The sequence below is a fragment of the Falsarthrobacter nasiphocae genome, assembly GCF_031456275.1.
Taxonomy (GTDB): domain Bacteria; phylum Actinomycetota; class Actinomycetes; order Actinomycetales; family Micrococcaceae; genus Falsarthrobacter; species Falsarthrobacter nasiphocae.
In genome coordinates, this window is the sequence record NZ_JAVDUI010000001.1 from 2147651 (window position 1) to 2169631 (window position 21981).

A 21981-nucleotide genomic window follows, 5' to 3' on the forward strand; every position below is an offset into this window, starting at 1 on the left:
GGACACCGAGCCCGCCGCCAACCGAACGGAACATCGTGTCACCTTCCCTCTCCCTGCCTCTCGGTGCGGACGCAGCCTTCAACCCGGGCTCCCTCTTCCTGCCCGCGCTGCTCGTTCTCTTCCTCCTCTTCACCGTCATGCGGTTCCGCAAGCAGCAGAAGGAGGTGGGTGAGCGCCGTGCCCAGGTCGTCGCCGGCGCACGGGTCATGAGCACCTCGGGCATCTTCGGCACGGTCGTCTCCCGCAACGACGCTGAGAACACCGCCCTCGTGGAGATCTCCCCGGGTGTTGAGGTCACGATGCACATCGGCGCCCTCGCTCCGGCGCCCGAGACCGCTCCGGCGGCCGAGGACGCGACGACCGCCCCCGCTGACGGGGACGGACTCGTTGAGCCCGCTCCCGTCGATGCCGCGGCATCCGGTGAGGCGGCCACGCCGTCGTCGGCCTACCGTCACCCCGGGAGCCAGGCGGAAGCCGGCTTCACGGAGCCTGGGACCCCGGGCGCCGGCTCCGCTGGCTCCACGTCCGCCGAGACCCGCCCGGAGGCGGGGGAGCAGCGGTGAGCCAGCAGCGCACAGCTCCCACCGGCCGCTCCCTCAAGGGGAACGGGCCTGGGGTCGGACGCCCTCGCCGCGGCACGCGCAGTTCCATGCGTCCGCGGCGCAGCCGCCCCTGGGCAAGCCTGACCGTCCTGCTCCTGCTCACGGCCCTCGCGTTCGGCGTCATGGGCATGCTGGCGGGCCAGGGCAAGCAGGCGTTCGCGCCGAAGCTCGCCCTCGACCTCGAGGGCGGCACCCAGATGATTCTGTCCCCGAAGACCACAGGCAACCAGCCTGTCTCGGAGGAGCAGCTCAACCAGGCCGTCGAGATCATCCGCCAGCGCGTGGACGGCGCGGGCGTCTCCGAAGCCGAGATCACGACGCAGAACGGCCGCAACGTCGTCGTCAGCATGCCTGACACTCCGAGTGCCAAGACGCGCCAGCTCATCCAGGCGTCAGCGGACATGGAGTTCCGCCCCGTCCTGGAGATCGGCGCGCCGGCCAAGGCCGCCAAGCCGACGCCCGACTCCGCGATCAAGGCCCCCACAGCCAAGCCCAAGGACGCCTCTGATCCCAACTGGATCACGAAGGACGTCCGCAAGGCGTTCGAGGCGCTGGACTGCACCAAGCCCCCAACCCCCGGACAGCAGAAGAACGCGCCCGGAGACAAGCCCATGGTGGCGTGCCAGTACGAGGGCAGCCAGTCCCTGAAGTACATCCTCGGCCCGGTCGAGGTTCCCGGCACGATGATCCAGACCGCCTCCGCAGGCCAGGTCCAGGGCTCCGGCGGCGTCCAGACTGGACAGTGGGCTGTGAACATCGAGTTCAACAAAGAGGGCACGGAGATCTTCCGCAAGGTCACCGAGCGCCTGACGAAGCTCAATACCTCGGACCGAGGCCAGTTCGCCATCGTTCTCGACGGCTCCATCGTCTCCGCCCCGATGTCCCGCGCGGTCATCACGGACGGACGCCCGCAGATCACGGGCAACTTCACGGAGGACTCCGCGAAGGCCCTGGCCGAGCAGCTGCGCTACGGCGCCCTGCCGATCAGCTTCTCCATCGAGTCCGAGCAGCAGATCTCGGCCACGCTCGGCCAGGAGCAGCTCAAGATGGGCATCATCGCGGGCCTCATCGGCCTCGCCCTCGTGGCCGTCTACTCGGCCTTCCAGTACCGGGTGCTCTCTCTGGTGACGCTCGGCTCGCTCATCGTCGCAGGCGTCCTGACCTACGTGGCCATCGCCATCCTCGGCGTCACGGCGAACTACCGCCTGTCCCTGGCGGGCGTGGCGGGCGTCATCGTGGCCATCGGCCTCACGGCGGACTCGTTCATCGTGTACTTCGAGCGCATCCGCGACGAGCTACGCGAGGGACGCACGCTCAGCGCCGCCGTGGAGCTTGGATGGGCCCGCGCCAAGCGGACGATCCTCGCCTCGAAGGCCGTGAACCTCCTGGCCGCCGTGGTCCTCTTCATCGCTGCGGTCGGCAGCGTTCGGGGATTCGCCTTCACGCTCGGCCTCACGGCGGTCGCCGACCTCATCGTCGTCTTCCTCTTCACGCACCCCGTGCTTGAGCTCCTCTCGAGGACTCGCTTCTTCGCGGAGGGCCACCCGGCGTCGGGACTCGACCCCCGGGCCTTGGGCGCCGTGCCCCTCTACCGAGGGGCGGGGCGCGTGCGCACGCCGGAAGACACCGGCCCGCGCTCGCCTCGAGGGACGGAAACGGACGACGACGAAACCGCCGGACTGACCATCGCCGAGCGCCGGGCCGCCGCCCGTGCGCGGGCGCGCCAGGCTGAGGAGGGAGGCAAGTGATGAAGCGTCTCGCTGATTGGGGCAACGCCCTCTATTCGGGAGAGAAGTCCTACGACTTCGTGGGGAAGAAGAAGCTGTGGTTCGCCATCACCGGCGTCCTCGTTCTCCTCTCCATCCTCGTTCCGGTGATCCGGGGCGGGTTCAACCTCGGCATCGACTTCCGCGGCGGATCCGAGTTCACGGTCTCCCAGACCAACCACACGGACATCAAACCGGGTGAGAACGCGGTCCATGCCGTGGTCCCGCAGTCGGAGCCGCACGTCACGAACATCGCCGCGGGCACCGTCCGCGTCCAGACGGAGCGCCTGACGGACGAGCAGACCCTTGAGGTCAAGCGCCGCCTGACGGAGGCCTACGGCGTCGGCGAAGACAAGGTGACGAGCACGTTCGTCGGCCCCACGTGGGGCAAGGATGTCTCGCAGCGGGCGCTGGTCGGGTTCGTCATGTTCGTGGTCCTCGTGACGCTGCTCATGGCGCTGTACTTCCGCACGTGGAAGATGTCCATCGCGGCCATCGCCGGGCTGTTCGTCGTCCTCATCATCACGGGTGGGGTCTATGCGGCCACGGGGTTCGAGGTCACCCCGAGCGCGGTGATTGGCTTCTTGACGATCCTCAGCTATTCCCTCTACGACACTGTCGTGGTCTTCGACAAGATCCGGGAGAACACGCGCGCAGGCAAGGGCCGGCGCCGGTTTGCCGACTCCGTCAACCTGGCCATCAACCAGACGCTGGTTCGCTCCATCAACACCTCCGTCGTGGCCGTGCTGCCAGTGGGCGCGATCCTCTTCATCGGCGCGTTCCTTCTGGGGGCCGGCACGCTGAAGGACCTCTCGCTCGCGCTGTTCGTGGGCATCATTGTGGCCACGCTGGCCACGATCTACGTCCAGGCGCCCCTCTACGCGGCGCTGCGTGAGAACGAGCGGGGGATCGATGACGGCGTTCCCGCCGACGCCGACCGGGGCGTGCTGTCCTCGGACGGCGTCGACGACCCGGGGGCGGCCCACGAGAACGCGGCCATGGACGCGGCCGCAGAGAAGGCAGCTGAGCCTGACGAGCGCGGCTCCATCGCCGACTCCCGTCCGGAGCGCGGCTAGCCCGAGCCGCCCACCGCCCCAATGTGAGCGGAGGACGTACACTGATCTGACCCGCTTCGCGTCGCGTGACCGGAGCGGGTCAGACGCATCTGGAGGAACGGCCGCTGGGCCAGGCGAGGAGACGTGACGATGGCGAATGGTGTGACCCCGAGCCCCAGGGAGCGGCGGCCCTCCGTCCTGTCTCCGCTCGCGCGTCTCGCCGGACGCGCGCCCAGCCCCACGCCCATCCTCGACCCGCTCCTGCGGCAGATCAAGGCGACAAGCCCCAAAGCCGACCTGGAGCCGATCCGTCGTGCCTACGCTGTCGCCGAGCGGCTCCACGAGGGGCAGAAGCGCCGTTCCGGGGACCCGTACATCACCCATCCCGTGGCCGTCGCCTCGATCCTCGCTCAGATGGGCTTCACCGGCACGACGCTCCAGGCGGCCCTGCTCCACGACACCGTCGAGGACACCGACTATTCGCTCGAGGAGCTGACCGCCGAGTTCTCCGCCGAGGTCGCGATGCTCGTGGACGGGGTCACGAAGCTCGACAAGGTCACCTATGGGGACGCGACACAGGCCGAGACGGTCCGGAAGATGGTCATCGCGATGTCGAGCGACATCCGCGTTCTCATCATCAAGCTCGCCGACCGGCTCCACAACGCCCGCACGTGGCGCTATGTGTCCTCGGAGTCCGCTGCGAAGAAGGCCCGAGAGACGCTCGAGATCTTCGCGCCCCTGGCGCACCGACTCGGCATGAACACCGTCAAGTGGGAGCTCGAGGACCTGTCCTTCGCCGTCCTGTACCCCAAGCGGTACGAGGAGATCGTCCGACTCGTTGGCCAGCGGACCCCGGAACGGGAGAAGTACCTGGCTCAGGTGAGGGAGGCGATCCTCGCCGACCTCCACGAGGCCCGCATCCGCTGCACCGTGACGGGCCGCCCGAAGCACTACTACTCCGTCTATCAGAAGATGATCGTCCGAGGGAAGGAGTTCGATGAGATCCACGACCTCACGGGCATCCGGATCCTCGTGGACTCGGTGCGGGACTGCTACGCGACCCTGGGGATCATCCACAACGAGTGGTCGCCGATGCCGGGCCGTTTCAAGGACTACATCGCGAGCCCCAAGTTCAACCTGTACCAGTCCCTGCACACCTCGGTGATCGGGCCGGGCGGACGGCCCGTCGAGTTCCAGATCCGCACCCACGAGATGCATCGCCGCGCCGAGTACGGCATCGCAGCGCACTGGAAGTACAAGCAGCAGCCCAATGCGACCTCCGCACAGGGCACGGAGGACATGCGCTGGCTGAAGTCCCTCATGGACTGGCAGCAGGAGACGCGGGACGCGAGCGAGTTCCTCGAGTCCCTGCGGTACGAGATGAACGCGGCGGAGGTCTACGTGTTCACGCCGAAGGGCGACATCCAGGCCCTCCCGGCCGGCTCGACGCCCGTCGACTTCGCGTACACGGTCCACACGGACGTGGGCCACCGGACCATCGGCGCGCGGGTCAACGGCCGGCTCATGCCCCTCTCGACGGAGCTCAAGAACGGCGACTGGGTCGAGATCGTCACCTCGAAGGCTGCGGACGCCGGTCCCAGCCGTGACTGGCTCAGCTTCGTCAAGTCCGGCCGTGCCAAGTCGAAGATCCGTCACTGGTTCAGCCGGGAGCGCCGCGAGGAGTCCATTGAGGCAGGCCGGGACTCGCTGACACGGGCGCTGCGCAAGCGGAACCTGCCCATCCAGAAGTTCCTCACCCAGGACAAGCTTCAGACCATTGCGGAGAGCATGGGCCTCGGGGACATCAACTCCCTCTTCGCGGCGATCGGGGAGGGCACCAGCTCACCGCAGTCCGTCATTCAGTCCCTTGAGAGCAACTTCGGGGAGACGGACCTCGAGGTCCGCGAGCCCATTACGATCACGGCTCCCCGCAAGGGCCGGGCGGTCGACGGCGCTGTCGCGGTCCAGGGCGACGCCGACGTCTGGATCAAGCTGGCCAAGTGCTGCACCCCGGTCCCGCCAGATCCCATCCTCGGATTTGTGACTCGGGGCAAGGGCGTGTCCATCCATAGGCGAGACTGCACGAACGCCGAGTCTCTCCTGGCGCAGGAGGACCGCCTCGTGCCCGTGGCATGGACGGAGACGAGCGTGGGCGTCTTCCTCGTGGAGATCCAGGTGGAGGCGCTCGACCGCAAGAACCTGCTGTCCGACGTCACCCGTGTTCTGAGCGACCACCGCGTCAACATCCTCGCCGCGTCCGTCCAGACGAGCGAGGACCGCATTGCCCGCTCGCGATTCTCCTTCGAGATGACGGACCCCCGCTACCTCGACCACGTCCTCTCTGCGGTTCGGCGGATCGACGGCGTGTACGACGTCTACCGCATGTCCGGCAACCGGCGACAGGGCTAGGCCCCGTCACCGCCCTGATGCCGCCTTCACTCCTCGTGAGCCGGCGCGCGGCCGCCACGCGCCCTGCGCCGCCTTGCGAAGACGTCTGCGCGCACGGGAGGTCGGGCCGGTGAGGGCTGGCAGCGATCCCAGTTCCTCGGCAGCCTGGATCTGCGCCGGCAGGCTCGGGTCCCGGAAGGCGTGGCTGAGGATCGCGGCCGCTTCGTCGTCGTTGCAGTACCGGGCTACATCCACGGCGGTGCGCACGCGGTCTGACACGAAGGTCCCGCTCATGTTGAGGCTGCGGTCCAGCGGGTTCTTGACCTCGTGGATGATGACCTTGTCCGTGATCCTGTGGGCGCTCGTCGTGCGGCTGGACTGATCGATGAGCAGCTCGAGGCGGGCAGGGCTTGGCGCCCACCCGTGCACCCACGCAGCTGAGGACCAGCCGATCACCACCCTGCCGATGAGTTGAATCGGTGTCACGAGCCCCGCTGCGCGGGCGCGGATGTCCGCCGTCTGCCGCAAGGCGCCGGCCGCCCACACGCCGTCGATCAGCGGCCTCACGAGGCCCTCGGCCTCCATGCACTGCCATTCGGCGGGGGAGTAGGGGGTCGTGACCGTCTGACCCTTGTTCGTGATGAGGTATGTCATGAGCCCATTTTCCTCACGGGCGTCATGATGAAGAAGACCCCGGGCAGAAACGTGGATAACGTTTCTGCCCGGGGTCGTTCGGGCGGGCGGTCAGCCGCCGGCCGTGAGGAGCCTAGCGCTGCGCGTTCTTGAAGAGGGCGGCGAGAGCGCGCTTCTTCTCGAGCTCGTCCTCGGCGGCAGCGATCTTGCGCGCGTCTCCGCTCGCCTTGGCGCGCTCGAGGGCCCGCTCCAGCTTGGCCAGGGACTCGTCGAGCTGGCTCAGGGCCGAGTTCGCGCGGGCCTGGACCTCGGGGTTGGTGCGGTCCCACTCCTCGCGCTCTGCAGCGCGAATGGCGTCCTCGACTCGGCGCAGGCCGCCGTCCATGCGGCCCATGTCCTTGCGCGGCACCTTGCCGGCGGACTCCCACTCGTCCCGGATGATGGCGAATTCTCGCTTGGCCGCCGCGAGGTCCTTGACCGGGAGGAGGGCCTCGGCGCGCTTGAGGAGACCCTCCTTGACGGTGAGGTTGTCGCGGTAGCTCGCGTCGATCTCGTCGTTGGCCGCCTGACGGGCGTTGAAGAACACGTCCTGCGCGGCGCGGAAGCGGGCCCAGAGAGCGTCGTCGTCCTTGCGGGAGGCGCGCTTGGCGGACTTCCACTCGGTCATGAGGTCGCGGTACTTGCCGGCTGTCACGCCCCAGTCCGTGGACGAGGAGAGCTCCTCCGCCTTCTGGATGAGCTTCTCCTTGGCGGCCTTGGCCTCGGCGTGCTCGGCATCGAGCTGGCTGAAGTGGGAGCGGCGGTTCTTCTCGAAGGCTGCGCGGGCGCCGCGGAAGCGCTTCCACAGCCCCTCCTCGACGGACTTCGACTGCCGCGGGCCCGCCTTCTGAAGGCGCTGCCACTCCTCGAAGAGCTCCGCCATGCGGGCGGAGGACTGCTTCCACTGGATGCGGCGGGGGTCCTGAGCCGAGATCTCCTCGGCCTCGGCCACGACGGCCTCGCGGGCCGTCAGGGATTCTGCGGCGCGGGCTGCGGCGCGCTCCTTGGCCTTCGCCTGTGCCTCGGCCGCGTTCTCGCGGAGCGCCTCGATCCGGGCAGCGAGCGCTTCGAGGTCGCCCACAAAGCGGTGGTCGGCAATGCTGAGCGAGATCTGCTGGAGCGTCTTCGTCAGGTTGCCGGGGACGTTGCCGCTGGCGATGCGGGCCTCAAGAAGGGCGACCTGGTTGACGACGTCGTCGTACTTCTTGACGAAGTAGGCGAGCGCTTCGTCCTTGTCGGTGCCGGGGTACTGCCCCACGGCGTACTCGCTCTCGCCGACGACGACGAAGACGTGCCCTTCGTCGTCGACCCGGCCGAAGCGGCGGGCCTCATCGAGGTCAGTGGCCACGGCGTCAATCCGCACGGGCGCCTCGGGGGCGGGAACGATGGCCGGGCCCTCTGCGGGCGCGGGCTGTGCCGGCGCCTCGGACTGGGTTCCGTCCTGAGGTTCCTGCGTCGTCTGGTCGTCGGAATTCTGGTCCACCGGGAGAACTCTTTCCTCAATGATGCGTCGAGGCCGCGGCGAGAGGGGGCCCCGCCGGGCGTGGTCAAAGGGCGTCGCGCTGATGTCAGCGGTTCGCTCCTCGTGCTAGAAGCGTACTCGCGGCGGGGTGGGCCGCACCACTTCAGGCCACGAGCCAGGTTCAACGTAGACTCGTGTGAACGAGAAGAACGCGCTTTACCCCTGGGAGGGATTGACTGTGCTGCGTACGCACGACCTCGGCGCCCTGACGGCCGCTGACATCGGAGAACGAGTGACACTGGCCGGATGGGTCTCGCGCCGGCGAGACCATGGCGGGGTGGCCTTCGTGGACCTCCGTGACTCCACCGGGGTCTCCCAGGTGGTCATCCGGGACGAGGCCGATTTCGCGCACTTGCGCAACGAGTTCGTGCTGCAGGTCGAGGGGACGGTCGAGCGACGCCCCGAGGGCAACGAGAACCCGGCCCTCCCGTCCGGCGAGATCGAGGTTGTCGCCGAGCGCGTCGTCGTGCTCAACAAGGCCGCAGCGCTGCCGTTCCAGGTGGACGAGCACGTCGAGGTGGGCGAAGAGGCTCGCCTGAAGCACCGCTACCTCGACCTCCGCCGCCCGAACATGAGCCGGAACATCCGCCTCCGCAGCCAGGTGAACAAGGCGGCGCGCGAGGTCCTCGAGGCCGAGGACTTCGTCGAGATCGAGACGCCGACGCTCACGCTCTCCACGCCGGGTGGAGCGCGAGACTTCATCGTGCCCTCCCGCCTGTCTCCGGGCAACTGGTACGGCCTGCCGCAGAGCCCGCAGCTCTTCAAGCAGCTCCTCCAGGTCGGCGGCTTCGAGAAGTACTACCAGATCGCCCGCTGCTACCGCGACGAGGACTTCCGCGCGGACCGCCAGCCGGAGTTCACGCAGCTCGACATCGAGGCGAGCTTCGTCGAGCAGGAGGACGTCATCGCCCTCGCTGAGCGCATTCTCGTCAACGTCTGGAAGACCATCGGCGTGGAGATCGAGACGCCCTTCCAGCGCCTCACGTACGCCGAGGCCATGGACAAGTACGGCTCTGACAAGCCGGACCTGCGCTTCGGTCTCGAGCTCACCGAGATGACCGGCTACTTCAAGGACACGACCTTCCGCGTGTTCCAGGCGGACTACACGGGTGCCGTCGTCATGCCTGGCGGGGCGTCGCAGCCGCGCCGCACCCTCGACGGGTGGCAGGAGTTCGCGAAGCAGCGCGGGCACAAGGGCCTCGCCTATGTCCTCATCCAGGAGGACGGCCAGCTGACGGGCCCCGTCGCCAAGAACCTCTCCGATGCGGAGAAGGACGGCCTCGCCGCCTTCGTCGGCGCCGAGCCCGGTGACTGTGTCTTCTTCGCCGCAGGCGAGCGCGACGCGGCTCGGGAGCTCCTCGGAGCGGCCCGCGTTGAGATCGCGCGGCGCACCGGACTCATCAAGGAGGGCGAGTACGCCTTCGCCTGGGTCGTTGACTTCCCGATGTTCGAGTCCGCGGCGGCCGCGACCGCCGCAGGCGACGTCGCCGTCGGACAGGGCGCCTGGACCGCCCTCCACCACGCCTTCACCTCGCCGAAGCCCGAGCTGCTGGGCACGTTCCATGAGGATCCGCAGAACGCGCTGGCCCAGGCCTACGACGTGGTCTGCAACGGCAGCGAGATCGGAGGCGGTTCGATCCGTATCCACGACCGCGAGGTTCAGCAGCGCGTCTTCGAGGTCATGGGGCTGAGCGAGGAGGACCAGCAGCGCAACTTCGGCTTCCTCCTCGAGGGCTTCAAGTACGGTGCGCCCCCGCACGGTGGAATTGCCTTCGGCTGGGACCGCATCATGTCCATCCTCGTGGGCTCGGAGTCCATCCGCGACGTCATCGCCTTCCCGAAGGCCGGCGCGTTCGATCCGCTCACCGGCGCTCCCGCAGCCATCACCGCGCAGCAGCGCAAGGAGGCGGGGATCGACGCGAAGCCGCAGGGTGCCAAGGCCGACGCCAAGCGCGCTGACGGTGCCGAGGGCGACGCCGCCGAGGCCGCGCTCCCGCAGACCGCCGAGGGCGCCAAGGCATAGCCTGCCGGGAGCCTGATGGAGGATCTCTTCTCGAGCGGAGGGTCGGCGCCTGCCTCCAAGGCGCCGGCCCCGCTGGCCGTCCGCATGCGGCCGCGCACCGCGGACGAGGTTGTGGGCCAGTCCCGCCTCCTCAGCCCGGGCTCGGCCCTTCGCCGCCTCATGGAGGGCGGAGACCGAGCGAGCTCGACGTCCGTGATCCTCTACGGGCCGCCTGGGACGGGAAAGACGACGCTCGCGCACGTGATCGCCCGCGCACCGGGGCGTCAGTTCGTGGAGCTGTCCGCCATCACGGCCGGCGTCAAGGACGTTCGGCGCGTCATGGACGAGGCGCTGACGCAGCGTGACCTCCACGGGACGCGCACCATCCTCTTCCTCGACGAGATCCATCGTTTCACCAAGGCCCAGCAGGACGCGCTCCTTCCGGGCGTTGAGAACGGCTGGGTGACACTCGTTGCGGCGACGACGGAGAATCCGTCCTTCTCGGTCATCGCGCCTCTGTTGTCCCGGTCGCTTTTACTGACCCTCTCGCCTCTGACGAACGACGACGTGGCCGCCCTCGTGGACAGGGCCCTCTCCGATGAGCGCGGCCTGGGCGGGGCGTTCTCGATCTCGCCTGAGGCCAAGGCTGACCTCGTCGAGCTGAGCGGGCAGGACGCGCGGCGCGCGCTGACGTCCCTCGAGGCGGCCGCTGACGTCGCCTCGGCGGAGGGGCGGGCGGACATCGGGCGCGACGACGTGGCGCAGGCCCTCCAGAAGGCCGTCGTCCGGTACGACAAGGACGGGGACCAGCACTACGACGTGGTGAGCGCGTTCATCAAGTCCATGCGCGGCTCTGACCCGGATGCCGCCCTGCACTACCTTGCTCGCATGATCGAGGCGGGGGAGGACCCGAGGTTCATCGCCCGCCGCATTGTCATCGCGGCGAGCGAAGAGGTGAGCATGGCGGACCCGATGGCCCTCCAGGTCGCCGTGAGCGCGGCCCAGGCGGTCCAGCTCATCGGCATGCCGGAGGCGCAGATCGTCCTGGCCCAGGCTGTGGTGCACATTGCGACGGCGCCGAAGTCCAACCGCTCCTACATGGGGCTCTCGGCGGCCCTCGCAGACGTGCGGGCGGGCAAGGCGGGGCTCGTGCCCGCGCACTTGAGGGACTCGCACTACCCGGGCGCCAAGGGGCTGGGGCACGGCAAGGGCTACGTGTACCCCCACGACGAACCGACCTCGGTGGCCCGCCAGCAGTACCTGCCGGAGGGGATCGAGACCGCCCGATACTACGAGCCCGGGCAGACCGGAGCGGAGCGCGAGGTGGCGGCGCGCCTTGAGAGGATTCGGCGGATTCAGCGCCCGGATGAGGTAAGCTGAAAGGACGACTGGCAAGCCGTGGGTTTCGTGCGCCTTCTTCAAGGCGAGTTCACCCAGGTTGCAGCGCAGGGCCGCAAGGCAGGCCCGAGCTCTCCGCGTCATCGACCCGTTTCAGGCTGAGCCTGTCACGGAGTTCGGGCGCCCGGAGGCCAGTGAACTGACATGCCTTGAAGACAGAAAAAGAGGATTACGTGGCTAACAACACACGTGCCCGCCGTAAGGTGCGCCAGTCGCGCGCCCTTGGCATTGCGCTGACCCCTAAGGCCGAGAAGTACATGGAGCGCCGTCCGTACGGTCCCGGCCAGCACGGCCGCGCTCGTCGCAAGCAGGACAGCGACTACGCAGTGCGCCTTCGCGAGAAGCAGCGTCTGCGCGCACAGTACGGCATCCGCGAGGCCCAGATGACCCGGGTCTTCGAGGAAGCTCGCCGTACGTCCGGCCTGACCGGTGAGAACCTCATCGAGCTCCTCGAGATGCGTCTTGACGCCCTCGTGCTGCGTGCAGGCTTCGCCCGCACGATCGCTCAGGCCCGTCAGCTTGTGGTGCACCGCCACATTCTCGTTGACGGCCAGCGCGTTGACCGCCCGTCCTTCCGCGTGGCCCCGGGCCAGCTTGTGCACGTTCACGAGCGCAGCGAGAAGTTCGAGCCGTTCCAGCTCGCGGCCACGGGCGCGCACCGCGATGTCCTCCCCGCCGTTCCGGGTTACCTCGACGTCACCCTCGAGAAGCTGCAGGCACGCCTTGTGCGCCGCCCGAAGCGCTCTGAGGTTCCCGTGACGTGCGAAGAGAACCTCGTCGTCGAGTACTACGCTCGCTGACACTCGTTCTCGCGCGAACGCGCATGGGGCGGCCCGCTGGTCTTCGGACCGGCGGGCCGTTCCGTTTCCGGGAGCGCCGCGTCCGTGCCGCGCCGGCACGGCGGCGCTGCAGAACCCGGGACGCGGGCTGGCTTGTACCGCTGCACCGGGACTCGTTGGTAGATTTGAGTACCTGCACTGACGGGCGTTGCCCAACGCCCACCGAAATGAAGGGAACCCGCGCCGCATGAAGACCGAGGAGATCACCAAACGGTGGCTCGACTTCTTCGAGAGCAAGGGCCACACGGTTGTCCCGTCTGCCTCGCTCGTCTCGAACGACCCCTCGATCATGTTCACGATCGCTGGCATGGTCCCCTTTATCCCGTACTTCCTCGGTGAGCAGAAGGCCCCGTACCGGCGGGCCACAAGCATCCAGAAGTGCATCCGCACGCTTGACATCGATGAGGTCGGCAAGACCGCCCGCCACGGCACGTTCTTCCAGATGGCCGGCAACTTCTCGTTCGGGGACTACTTCAAGGAGAAGGCCATCCCCTTCGCATGGGAGCTTCTGACGTCGCCTCTCGAGAAGGGCGGCTTCGGCCTCGATCCCGACCGCCTCTGGGTCACGATCTTCGAGACTGACGACGAGTCCTTCGAGATCTGGACCAAGACGGTCGGCTTCCCCGCCGAGCGCATCCAGCGCATGGGCATGAAGGACAACTACTGGTCTGCGGGCCAGCCCGGCGGCCCCGCTGGCCCCGACTCCGAGATCTTCTATGACCGCGGCCCTGAGTACGGAGCCGACGGCGGGCCTGCGGCGGACGACAACCGCTACATCGAGATCTGGAACCTCGTCTTCATGCAGTACGAGCGGGGCGAGGGCATCGGCAAGGATGACTTCGAGATCCGCGGAGAGCTGCCGACGAAGAACATCGACACGGGCCTCGGTGTCGAGCGCCTGGCGATGCTCCTCCAGGGCGTCGAGAACTTCTACGAGACGGATCAGGTCCGCGCAGTCCTTGACAAGGCTGCGGAGCTCTCCGGCAAGGAATACGGGGGCACTGAGGATCCTGCGGATCCCCGCAATGCCGACGACGTGCGCATGCGCGTGGTCTCGGACCACATTCGCTCCTCGGTCATGCTCATCGGGGACGGGGTCACCCCCTCCAACGAGGGCCGCGGCTACGTTCTGCGCCGCCTGCTGCGCCGCGCCATCCGCGCGATGCGCCTCCTCGGCGTCGAGCGCCCCGTCGTGGGCGAGCTCGTCGAGGTGTCCAAGGACGCCATGGGCGGCACCTACCCCAACATTGCCGAGGACTTCGAGCGCATCCGCCGCATCGCGGTGGCAGAGGAGAAGTCGTTCCTGCGCACCATCGCGTCCGGAACGGCCCGCCTTGAGGAGTCCGTCGTCGCGGCGAAGAGCCGCGGCGAGAGCCTGTCGGGCGCAGAGGCGTTCGCGCTCCACGACACGTACGGGTTCCCGATCGACCTGACTCTCGAAATGGCCGAGGAGGCCGGGGTCTCCGTCGACGAGAACGGCTTCCGAGCCCTCATGCAGGAGCAGCGCACGCGCGCGAAGGCGGATTCTCTCGCGAAGAAGCTGGGCGGCGTCGACGTCTCCGCATACGCCTCCCTCCGCGAGGCCGGCGAGACGTTCTTCACCGGCTATACGGAGCTCACCTCCGAGTCCTCGGTCCGCGGCATCCTCGCAGGCGGCCAGGCGACGCAGTCGGCCTCGGCCGGCAGCGAGATCGAGCTCGTCCTGGACGAGACGCCGTTCTACGCCGAAGCAGGCGGCCAGGCGGCCGACACGGGTGTCATCCGCGGCGACGGCTTCGTCCTCGAAGTCCTCGATGTCCAGCGCCCCGTCAAGGGCCTCTCGGTCCACAAGGCCATCGTCCGAGAGGGCGAGGTCTCCCAGGGTGCCCTTGCCCTCGCAGAGGTGGACGCCGTTCGCCGCCACGCGGGGGAGCAGGCCCACTCGGCGACGCACATCGTCCACGCGGCCCTGCACCAGCTCCTCGGCAAGGAGGCCACCCAGCGCGGCTCGTTCAACAAGGCCGGCTACCTCCGATTCGACTTCGCGTGGGCGCAGCAGCTGTCCCCGGAGACGCGCTCGGAGATCGAGGACGTCGCCAACCAGGCGATCCTCGGCCACCACGAGGTTCTGACCCGTGAGATGCCCATCGAGGAGGCCAAGGCTCTCGGTGCCATGGCCCTCTTCGGCGAGAACTACGGGGATGTCGTGCGCGTCGTCGAGATCAACGGCGACTGGTCCCGCGAGCTCTGCGGCGGCACGCACGTCGGCAACTCGGCACAGATCGGCTCGCTCACGCTCCTGGGCGAGCAGTCGGTGGGCTCGGGCAACCGTCGCGTCGAGGCCTTCGTGGGCTACGAGGCCTTCCGCCACCAGGCGGCCGAGCGCGCGCTCGTCCACTCCCTCTCCGAGCAGTTCAAGGCCCCGGCCAACCAGCTGCAGGACCGCATTACGGCCACTCTCGAGAAGCTCAAGGCCGCCGAGAAGGAGATCGCCCGCTACCGGGCCCAGGCCCTTTCGGCGCGGGTCCCCGAACTCGTCGCTGGAGCGCGGGACCTCGCCGGGCGTCGAGTCGTCCTGGCCAACCTCGGCGACGTGGACTCCGCTGACGACCTCAAGCAGCTTGCCACCGCCGTGCGTGACCGGCTGGGTGCGGACGCAGCCGTCGTCGTTCTCATCGGCACGTCCAACGGGCGGCCCATCGTCGTCGCCATGACCAACGAGGCCGCCCGCACGAGCGGGGCGAAGGCGGGCATGCTCGTCCGCGCCGCCACGAAGGTGCTCGGCGGCGGCGGCGGCGGCAAGGACGACGTCGCCCAGGGCGGAGGTCAGGACGCGTCGAAGATCGATCACGCCCTGGCGGCCCTGACGGCCGAGCTCGCGAAGTAGGCGGCCGAGTGAGCGTTGAACGGCCCGGCGTGAGCCTGGGAGTGGATGTGGGCAAGGCCCGCGTCGGACTCGCGGCGAGCGACCCCGACGGGATCATGGCCACACCCGTGGCCACTCTCAAACGGGACGCAGGCAAGCGCCGGGACGTTCACCGCATCGCCGCCATCGCGGCGGAACGGGACGCGCGGAGGGTCTTCGTCGGCCTTCCGCTCGCCCTGTCTGGCCGCGAGACGGCCTCGACGCAGGACGCGCGGGACTACGCTTCCCACCTCGCGGCGGCCCTCCAGGCTGGCGGGGTCGAGTGCGAGGTCCGGATGGTGGACGAGCGCCTGACCACCGTCACGGCGCAGCAGCAGCTCTCCGGCGTGGGGGTCGCCGCACGGGATCAGCGTAAGATCATTGACCAGGTGGCCGCCGTGGCCATTCTGGAGCATGCCCTCGAGACCTTCAAGCGGCATGGAGCAGCCGGCACCCCGTTGCCCGATGCCCCGCCGCACTCAACCGGAGAGGAAACACTGTGACCGACGAAACCTCTCCGAAGTCCGTGCCCAAACGAGCCCGCCGCGCGAGGAGCGCTGGGCGTGCCGCCGCAGCGGAGTCCGCCGCGAGCACGCTCCACGGCTCGCACCTCGGCGTCACAGACGACGACCTCTTCGAGGTTGACGATGAATGGCAGACGGACGGCCCCCGGACCGTCCGGCTGTCCGAAGCGGCCGAGGTTCCCTCCGCGGAGGAGCTGACACCGCGCGAGCGCCGCCTCATCGCGCGGCGCGCCCGGCAGCGGCGTCGCCGTCGTCGCCTCATTGTCCTTGCGTCCGTGGTCGTGACGTTCGCGGTCGTCGTCGGGCTCATCACCTTCGGCCTGCGCCAGCTGCTGGGCATGAACGAGCCCCAGTCCTACCCTGGCCCGGGAGAGACGGCCGTGACGCTAGAGGTGAAGCCGGGCATGGCCACGTCCTCCATCTACGCCAAGCTCAAGAGCCTTGACGTGATCGCGAGCGAGCAGGGTTTCGCGCGCTCGTTCGACCAGCTGAGCGACGGGGCGACGATCCAGCCCGGCACCTACGAGCTCAAGACGAAGATGAGCAACGAAGAGGCCGTCAAGGCCCTCGTGGCCAAGGACATGACCAAGGTCTACTACGTTCCGATCGCCGGAAACATGCGCATCGACGAGGTGACGAAGACCCTCTCCGAGAAGACCCGGATGCCGCTCACGGACTTCCAGAAGATCGTCGAGGACCCGAAGCGGTTCGGCCTCAGCTCGAAGGCCAAGAATCTCGAGGGCTACCTCGCCCCGGGCGAGTACCGCTTCGACATCAAGTCGACTCCCGAGCAGATGGTGCGCCAGATGGTGGACCGCCAGCTCTCCATCCTCAAGGCCGGGGGCGTGACGGACGCGGACAAGCAGTACATCATGCTGACCAAGGCCTCCATCGTCGAGGCCGAGGGCAACCCCACGAACTACGCGACCATCGCCGGCGCCCTGGAGAACCGTGTCGAGCGCCCCAACGAGGACACGGGCGGCTTCATCAACTCCGACGCCACCGTCACGTACGGCCTCGGCTCCCGCACGCTGCACATCAGCGAGGACCAGAAGCGGGACAAGTCGAACAAGTACAACACCTACGCGAACAAGGGCCTGCCGATCGGCCCCATCGGCTCGCCCGAGAAGAAGGCCATCGAGGCCACGATCAACCCTGAGAAGAACGACTACTACTACTGGGTGACCATCGACATCAAGACGGGCGAAACGCTGTACGCCAGGACGTACGCGGAGCACCAGAAGAACGAGGTCAAGTACCAGCAGTACTGCGCCGATCACCCCGGCGTGTGCGAGTGACAGGCTCAGCCGCGCTCAAGGCAGGCGTTGTGGGGGACCCGATCTCCCACTCGCAGTCGCCGACGATCCACCGGGCGGCGTACGCAGCCCTCGGGATTGAGGGCGCCTCGTACGAGGCCATCCGCGTTCCCGAAGGCGAGCTTGCGAGCCAGTGGCGCCGCGGGGCCTTCGAGGGGTTCGCGGGCCTGTCCGTGACGATGCCCCACAAGCACGCCGCGGCCGCCTTCGCCACCCGCCTCAGCCCGAGGGTCGAGCTCCTGGGCGCCGCGAACACGCTCGTCGTCGAGGACGGGGGAGTCTTCGCCGAGAACACGGACGTCGACGGGATCGTCGAGGCGCTCCGTGCCGGCCGCGACGCCATGGCGAGTCCGGCACGCGCCGGGCTTCCGCGCCCCGAGACGGGCGATGCCCTCGTTGTCGGCGGGGGAGGCACGGCTCTTGCCGCGCTTGCCGCCCTCGCTGAGCTCGGCACATCGAGCGTGACGCTCGCCTTGCGCTCTCCTGCCAAGGCCGACGACGGGGCCCCTTCGCTCCGAGCCGCCGCGGAGGCGCTCGGCCTCCGCGTGGACGTGGTGCCTCTCGCGGGTGCCGCGGCGGTCCTCGCCGGCGGCACCGGCGTCGCCATCTCCACCCTGCCGCCCAGGGCGGCCGACCCGTTCGCGGAGCAGTGGGCGCGCGCGGCCGCGGACCACCACACAATGCTTCTCGACGTGGCGTACGACCCGTGGCCGTCCCGCCTGGCCCAGGTGTGGCCCGGCCGCGTCATCCACGGCCTGGACATGCTCCTTCACCAGGCCGTCCGCCAGGTGGAGCTCTTCACGGGGCTCGCGGCCGACGCCCGCGTCGTGGCCTCCATGGCCGCCGCTTTGGGGTTGCCCGCATCTCATGAGGCCGACCGATCACGCGCCTGATCCCCGAGACGTGAGAGGCTGGGACCATGGTTCGTTGGTTAACAGCAGGTGAGTCGCATGGCCCTTCCCTCGTGGGCATTCTCGAGGGTTTCCCCGCGGGCATTCCCGTCACGTCCGAGAGGATTCGCGAGGCGCTGGCCCGCCGCCGGCTCGGGTACGGGCGCGGGGCCCGAATGTCCTTCGAGCAGGACGAGGTGACTGTCACCGGCGGCGTTCGCCACGGGCTGACGCAGGGCGGGCCCGTCGCCATTCTGGTCGGCAACACCGAATGGCCCAAGTGGACTGAGGTCATGAGCGCAGACCCCGTCCCCGAGGGATCGCTGGACGGCCGGGCCCGGAACGCGCCCCTGACGCGCCCCCGCCCGGGGCACGCTGACCTCGCCGGGATGCAGAAGTACGGCTTCGACGAGGCCCGGCCCGTCCTCGAGCGCGCCTCGGCCCGCGAGACGGCAGCGCGCGTGGCGCTGGGCGCCGTCGCCTCCGCTCTCCTCGAGGAGCTGGGGATCCGGCTCGTGAGCCACACGGTGGCCCTCGCTGAGGTCGCGGTGCCGGAGGACGCCCCCTTCCCGACGGCCGACGACGTGGCCGCTCTCGACGCCGACCCGCTGCGCTGCTTCGACTCAGCAACGAGCGAGGCCATGGTGGGTGTCGTGGACGAGGCTCACAAGGCGGGGGAGACCCTCGGCGGAGTCGTCGAGGTCCTCGCCTACGGTCTTCCGCCGGGACTCGGCTCCTACGTGCACTGGGACCGGAGGCTCGACGCGCGCCTGGCTGGCGCCCTCATGGGGATCCAGGCCATCAAGGGCGTCGAGTTCGGCGACGGGTTCGCCACGGCGCGCCGCCCCGGGTCGGCCGCACACGACGAGATCATTCCTGCCGACGCTCCCGCAGCCGCCACGCGCGCGGCGAACCGGGCCGGCGGGGTTGAGGGCGGCATGTCCACGGGGGATGTCCTCCGCGTCCGCGCGGCGATGAAGCCGATCGCCACGGTGCCGAAGGCGCTCGCCACGATCGACGTGGCCACGGGAGAGCCGTCCCGGGCCCACCACCAGCGCTCCGACGTCTGTGCGGTCCCGGCCGCGGGCGTCGTCGCCGAGGCCATGACGGCGCTCGTCCTTGCTGAGGCCGTTCTGGAGAAGTTCGGCGGCGACTCGCTCGCTGAGACGCGCCGCAACCTTGAGTCCTACCTCGAGTCGCTTCCCGCCTCCGTGCGGACGGCGCCGCGGGAGACGCGGTGACGCCAGCCGCGCGGACGCCCGAGCGGATCGTCCTCATCGGCCCCATGGCCGCGGGGAAGTCCACGGTCGGCTCCCGCCTGGCCCAGCGCCTGGGCCTCGAGTTCGTGGACACTGACCACGAGTTCGAGAAGAAGCACGGGCCCATCTCGCGAGTCTTCGAGTCTCTCGGGGAGCCGTTCTTCAGGGAGGCGGAGGCCCGTCTCGTCGCGAGCTCCCTCGCTCGACGGGACGTCGTCGTGTCCCTGGGCGGAGGCGCGGTCCTGGACGCTGGGACGGCGCAGCTGCTCACCCGCGAGTACGTCGTCTACCTCCAGACGGACGTGGAGACCGTGCGGCCCTTCATCACGCGGGACCGGCGCCGCCCGCTCCTCTCCGAGAATCCCGTGGAGGCGTGGGAGCGGGTCTATGACCGGCGCCGCTCGACCTACGAGCGCCTCGCGACGCGGACGATCGACGTCGCGAGCGTTGAGGTCCGCCGCCCCGAGGCCATTGTGGGCCTCATCCTCGATGGCTTAGCCGAGCCAGACACGACTGACCAGCACGAGTCCAAGGAGACACCTCGATGACCGATGCACAGCCCGCCCCCCAGCAGCCCGAGGCGGCGGCCGCCGAGCCGTGGCGCATCCGTGTCGGCGGCGAGGACCAGGGCGGCTACGACGTCGTCGTGGGCCGGGGGCTCCTCTCCCGCCTGCCCGAGCTCCTCGGGGAGCGCGTGGCCAAGGTCCTCGTCATTCACCCGCGCGCCCTGCGCGCGACCGGCGATGCGGTGCGGGAGGAGCTCACCGAGCGCGGCTACGAGGCCGTGACGGCCGAGATCCCCGACGCCGAGGAGGCCAAGCACCTCCAGGTTGCCGGGTTCTGCTGGCAGGTCCTGGGCCAGAACGACTTCACGCGCAGCGACGCGATTGTCTCGGTGGGCGGCGGCGCCGTGACTGACGTGGCGGGCTTCGTGGCCTCGACCTGGCTGCGCGGGGTGAAGGTCGTCCACATGCCGACGAGCCTGCTCGGGATGGTCGACGCGGCCGTGGGCGGCAAGACCGGCATCAACACGGCCGAGGGCAAGAACCTCGTCGGCACCTTCTACGCGCCGGCGGGCGTCCTCGCGGACCTGGACGCCTTGGCGACCCTGCCCCGCAACGAACTCATCAACGGGCTCGCCGAGGTGGTCAAGTGCGGATTCATCAGGGACCCGCGCATCCTCGAGCTCATCGAGGAGCACACGGACGAGGCCACGGACCCGGCATCGGTCGTCTTCCGGGAGCTGGTGCAGCGAGCCATCGCCGTCAAGGCGGAGATCGTCTCCGCTGACTTCCGCGAGAGCGGACAGCGTGAGTTCCTCAACTACGGTCACACGCTCGCCCACTCGATTGAGCTCGCCGAGCGCTACTCGTGGCGCCACGGAGCGGCGGTGTCTGTGGGCATGGCGTTCGTGGCGGAGCTCGCCCGGTCCATGGGCCGGCTCTCCGATGAGGACGCGGACCGTCACGTGAGGATCCTCACGAGCCTCGGACTGCCGACGACGTACCGCGGGGACCGGTGGCAGGCCCTCCTCGACGGCATGCGGCGCGACAAGAAGGCCCGCGGGTCCATGCTGCGCTTCGTCATCCTCACGGGGATCGGGCAGCCGACCGTGCTCGACGTCCCTGACCCCTCCGTTCTCTTCGCGGCGTATCAGGAGATCGCGGAGTAGCGAATTCGCGGTGGGGGACCGCGCGGCGGGGCGAGGGAATCGCGGCGGCCGCGTAGAATGGACCCCGGAAGGCCCCGCTGACGCGAGCGGCCATGGCCAATTGGGCGCCGCGCGCCCTTTGTCAACAGTGAAAAGAGAGATTTCGTGGCGACTACGAACGACATCAAGAACGGCACCGTTCTCAAGCTTGAAGGAAACCTCTGGAACGTCATCGAGTTCCAGCACGTGAAGCCGGGCAAGGGCGGTGCGTTCGTTCGGACCAAGCTGCGCAACGTTCTCTCCGGCAAGGTCGTGGACAAGACGTTCAACGCCGGCGCCAAGGTCGAGACGGCCACGGTTGACCGCCGCGACTACCAGTACCTCTACAAGGACGGCGAGGACTTCGTGTTCATGGACACGACGGACTACGACCAGATGACGGTCCCCGCCGCCGTCGTCGGCGACGCCGCCAACTTCATGCTCGAGAGCCAGATGGCCACGATCGCCATGCACGAGGGCTCCCCGCTCTACCTCGAGCTCCCGCCGTCGGTCGTCCTCGAGATCACCTACACCGAGCCGGGCCTCCAGGGGGACCGCTCCTCGGCTGGCACCAAGCCCGCCACGCTCGAGACCGGCTACGAGATCCAGGTGCCGCTCTTTGTCGAGCAGAATACCCGCGTCAAGGTCGACACCCGCACGGGCGACTACCTGGGGCGTGTCTCCGAGTGAGCTCGTTCGTCACCACTCGCGGCAAGGCGAGGCGGCGCGCGGTCGACATCCTCTTCGAGGCTGACCTCCGCGACATCGCGGTGGACGAGATCCTGCGCCTTCGGGAGACGGCGACGGACCAGGTGCTCAACCCCCTGACCCGCCGCCTCGTGTACGGCGTGGTCGAGCGCCGCGAGGAGATCGACGAAATCCTCGCCACCTACGCGCAGGGCTGGACGCTGGACCGGATGCCGAACGTGGACCGCGCGATTCTCCGTGTGGGCGCGTGGGAGATCCTCTTTGGGGATCCCGCGGACGTCCCGGCCACCGTGGCCGTCAAGGAGGCGACTGACATCGCGAGGGAGCTCTCCACGGATGACTCCCCCTCCTTCGTCAACGGCCTCTTGGGCCGGATCCAGAAGCTGTCCCCGAGTCTTGGGACGGACTCCTCTCGCTGAGCGTGAAGCGGCGGGCCCCGCGGCCCGCCGCTTCCTGCCATGAGGCG

18 protein-coding genes are annotated in these 21981 nt (G+C 68.9%); 16 read left to right on the forward strand and 2 right to left on the reverse strand.

The window, feature by feature from the left end; genetic code table 11:
• Window positions 1–35: 35 nt before the first annotated feature.
• The 4 genes from J2S35_RS09715 to J2S35_RS09730 all read left to right on the forward strand — a co-directional run bounded on the left by J2S35_RS09715 (window position 36) and on the right by J2S35_RS09730 (window position 5832).
• A complete protein-coding gene (locus tag J2S35_RS09715) occupies window positions 36–563 on the forward strand; it encodes a preprotein translocase subunit YajC (RefSeq protein WP_309852832.1) in 528 nt (175 codons plus the stop codon).
• Between the two features lie 86 nt (window positions 564–649).
• Window positions 650–2350, forward strand: a complete 1701-nt coding sequence (secD, locus tag J2S35_RS09720; RefSeq protein WP_380083663.1) for a protein translocase subunit SecD — start codon at window positions 650–652, stop codon at window positions 2348–2350.
• Window positions 2350–3444 (forward strand): protein translocase subunit SecF, encoded by a 1095-nt coding sequence (gene secF / locus J2S35_RS09725; RefSeq protein WP_309852835.1) that lies wholly within the window; start codon window positions 2350–2352, stop codon window positions 3442–3444. Before secD ends, secF begins: the two co-directional genes overlap by 1 nt.
• Window positions 3445–3573: 129 nt before the next feature.
• Complete coding sequence (locus J2S35_RS09730) at window positions 3574–5832, forward strand: RelA/SpoT family protein (protein ID WP_309853129.1); 2259 nt, start codon at window positions 3574–3576, stop codon at window positions 5830–5832.
• Window positions 5833–5838: 6 nt separating this feature from the next.
• On the opposite strand, the gene J2S35_RS09735 is transcribed toward J2S35_RS09730, so the two are convergent.
• Both J2S35_RS09735 and J2S35_RS09740 read right to left on the reverse strand, forming a co-directional pair.
• A complete protein-coding gene (locus J2S35_RS09735) occupies window positions 5839–6465 on the reverse strand; it encodes a hypothetical protein (RefSeq protein ID WP_309852838.1) in 627 nt (208 codons plus the stop codon).
• Between the two features lie 112 nt (window positions 6466–6577).
• Window positions 6578–7966: a DUF349 domain-containing protein gene (locus J2S35_RS09740; protein ID WP_309852840.1), complete on the reverse strand. Its 1389-nt coding sequence runs from the start codon at window positions 7964–7966 to the stop codon at window positions 6578–6580.
• Between the two features lie 217 nt (window positions 7967–8183).
• Between J2S35_RS09740 and aspS the strand changes: the two genes are divergently transcribed.
• The 12 genes from aspS (at window position 8184) to nusB (ending at window position 21934) form a co-directional block, all read left to right on the forward strand.
• The gene (gene aspS, locus J2S35_RS09745; RefSeq protein WP_309853132.1) at window positions 8184–10028 is read left to right on the forward strand and encodes an aspartate--tRNA ligase; all 1845 of its coding nucleotides are present in this window, start codon (window positions 8184–8186) and stop codon (window positions 10026–10028) included.
• A 15-nt stretch (window positions 10029–10043) separates the two neighbouring features.
• On the forward strand, window positions 10044–11387 hold the full coding sequence (locus J2S35_RS09750) for a replication-associated recombination protein A (RefSeq protein WP_309852844.1): 1344 nt from the start codon (window positions 10044–10046) through the stop codon (window positions 11385–11387).
• Between the two features lie 191 nt (window positions 11388–11578).
• Window positions 11579–12205 (forward strand): 30S ribosomal protein S4, encoded by a 627-nt coding sequence (gene rpsD, locus J2S35_RS09755; RefSeq protein ID WP_309852849.1) that lies wholly within the window; start codon window positions 11579–11581, stop codon window positions 12203–12205.
• A 226-nt stretch (window positions 12206–12431) separates the two neighbouring features.
• Complete coding sequence (gene alaS, locus J2S35_RS09760; protein WP_309852852.1) at window positions 12432–15110, forward strand: alanine--tRNA ligase; 2679 nt, start codon at window positions 12432–12434, stop codon at window positions 15108–15110.
• Between the two features lie 8 nt (window positions 15111–15118).
• Window positions 15119–15631, forward strand: coding sequence for a Holliday junction resolvase RuvX (gene ruvX / locus J2S35_RS09765; protein WP_309852855.1), 513 nt, complete (start codon window positions 15119–15121; stop codon window positions 15629–15631).
• Window positions 15628–16950 carry an endolytic transglycosylase MltG gene (gene mltG, locus J2S35_RS09770; RefSeq protein ID WP_309852858.1) on the forward strand — a complete coding sequence of 441 codons (1323 nt, stop codon included), beginning with the start codon at window positions 15628–15630 and terminating at the stop codon, window positions 16948–16950. The genes ruvX and mltG overlap by 4 nt, the downstream gene beginning before the upstream one ends.
• Window positions 16947–17861 carry a shikimate dehydrogenase family protein gene (locus J2S35_RS09775; RefSeq protein WP_309852861.1) on the forward strand — a complete coding sequence of 305 codons (915 nt, stop codon included), beginning with the start codon at window positions 16947–16949 and terminating at the stop codon, window positions 17859–17861. The genes mltG and J2S35_RS09775 overlap by 4 nt, the downstream gene beginning before the upstream one ends.
• Window positions 17862–17887: 26 nt before the next feature.
• The gene (gene aroC / locus J2S35_RS09780; RefSeq protein WP_309852863.1) at window positions 17888–19099 is read left to right on the forward strand and encodes a chorismate synthase; all 1212 of its coding nucleotides are present in this window, start codon (window positions 17888–17890) and stop codon (window positions 19097–19099) included.
• Complete coding sequence (locus J2S35_RS09785) at window positions 19096–19665, forward strand: shikimate kinase (protein WP_309852865.1); 570 nt, start codon at window positions 19096–19098, stop codon at window positions 19663–19665. The genes aroC and J2S35_RS09785 overlap by 4 nt, the downstream gene beginning before the upstream one ends.
• A complete protein-coding gene (gene aroB / locus J2S35_RS09790) occupies window positions 19662–20789 on the forward strand; it encodes a 3-dehydroquinate synthase (protein ID WP_309852867.1) in 1128 nt (375 codons plus the stop codon). Before J2S35_RS09785 ends, aroB begins: the two co-directional genes overlap by 4 nt.
• A gap of 144 nt (window positions 20790–20933) precedes the next feature.
• Window positions 20934–21497 carry an elongation factor P gene (efp, locus tag J2S35_RS09795; protein ID WP_309852869.1) on the forward strand — a complete coding sequence of 188 codons (564 nt, stop codon included), beginning with the start codon at window positions 20934–20936 and terminating at the stop codon, window positions 21495–21497.
• A complete protein-coding gene (gene nusB / locus J2S35_RS09800) occupies window positions 21494–21934 on the forward strand; it encodes a transcription antitermination factor NusB (RefSeq protein WP_309852871.1) in 441 nt (146 codons plus the stop codon). Before efp ends, nusB begins: the two co-directional genes overlap by 4 nt.
• The last annotated feature ends 47 nt before the right edge of the window (window positions 21935–21981 follow it).

What these genes read in the sequence shown, in the direction of transcription:
- secD (WP_380083663.1), top strand. Translation starts at nt 650, where the DNA reads ATGCGTCCGCGGCGCAGCCGCCCCTGGGCAAGCCTGACCGTCCTGCTC.
- secF (WP_309852835.1), top strand. Translation starts at nt 2,350, where the DNA reads ATGAAGCGTCTCGCTGATTGGGGCAACGCCCTCTATTCGGGAGAGAAG.
- J2S35_RS09730 (WP_309853129.1), top strand. Translation starts at nt 3,574, where the DNA reads ATGGCGAATGGTGTGACCCCGAGCCCCAGGGAGCGGCGGCCCTCCGTC.
- J2S35_RS09735 (WP_309852838.1), bottom strand. Translation starts at nt 6,465, where the DNA reads ATGACATACCTCATCACGAACAAGGGTCAGACGGTCACGACCCCCTAC.
- J2S35_RS09750 (WP_309852844.1), top strand. Translation starts at nt 10,044, where the DNA reads ATGGAGGATCTCTTCTCGAGCGGAGGGTCGGCGCCTGCCTCCAAGGCG.
- alaS (WP_309852852.1), top strand. Translation starts at nt 12,432, where the DNA reads ATGAAGACCGAGGAGATCACCAAACGGTGGCTCGACTTCTTCGAGAGC.
- aroC (WP_309852863.1), top strand. Translation starts at nt 17,888, where the DNA reads ATGGTTCGTTGGTTAACAGCAGGTGAGTCGCATGGCCCTTCCCTCGTG.
- aroB (WP_309852867.1), top strand. Translation starts at nt 19,662, where the DNA reads ATGACCGATGCACAGCCCGCCCCCCAGCAGCCCGAGGCGGCGGCCGCC.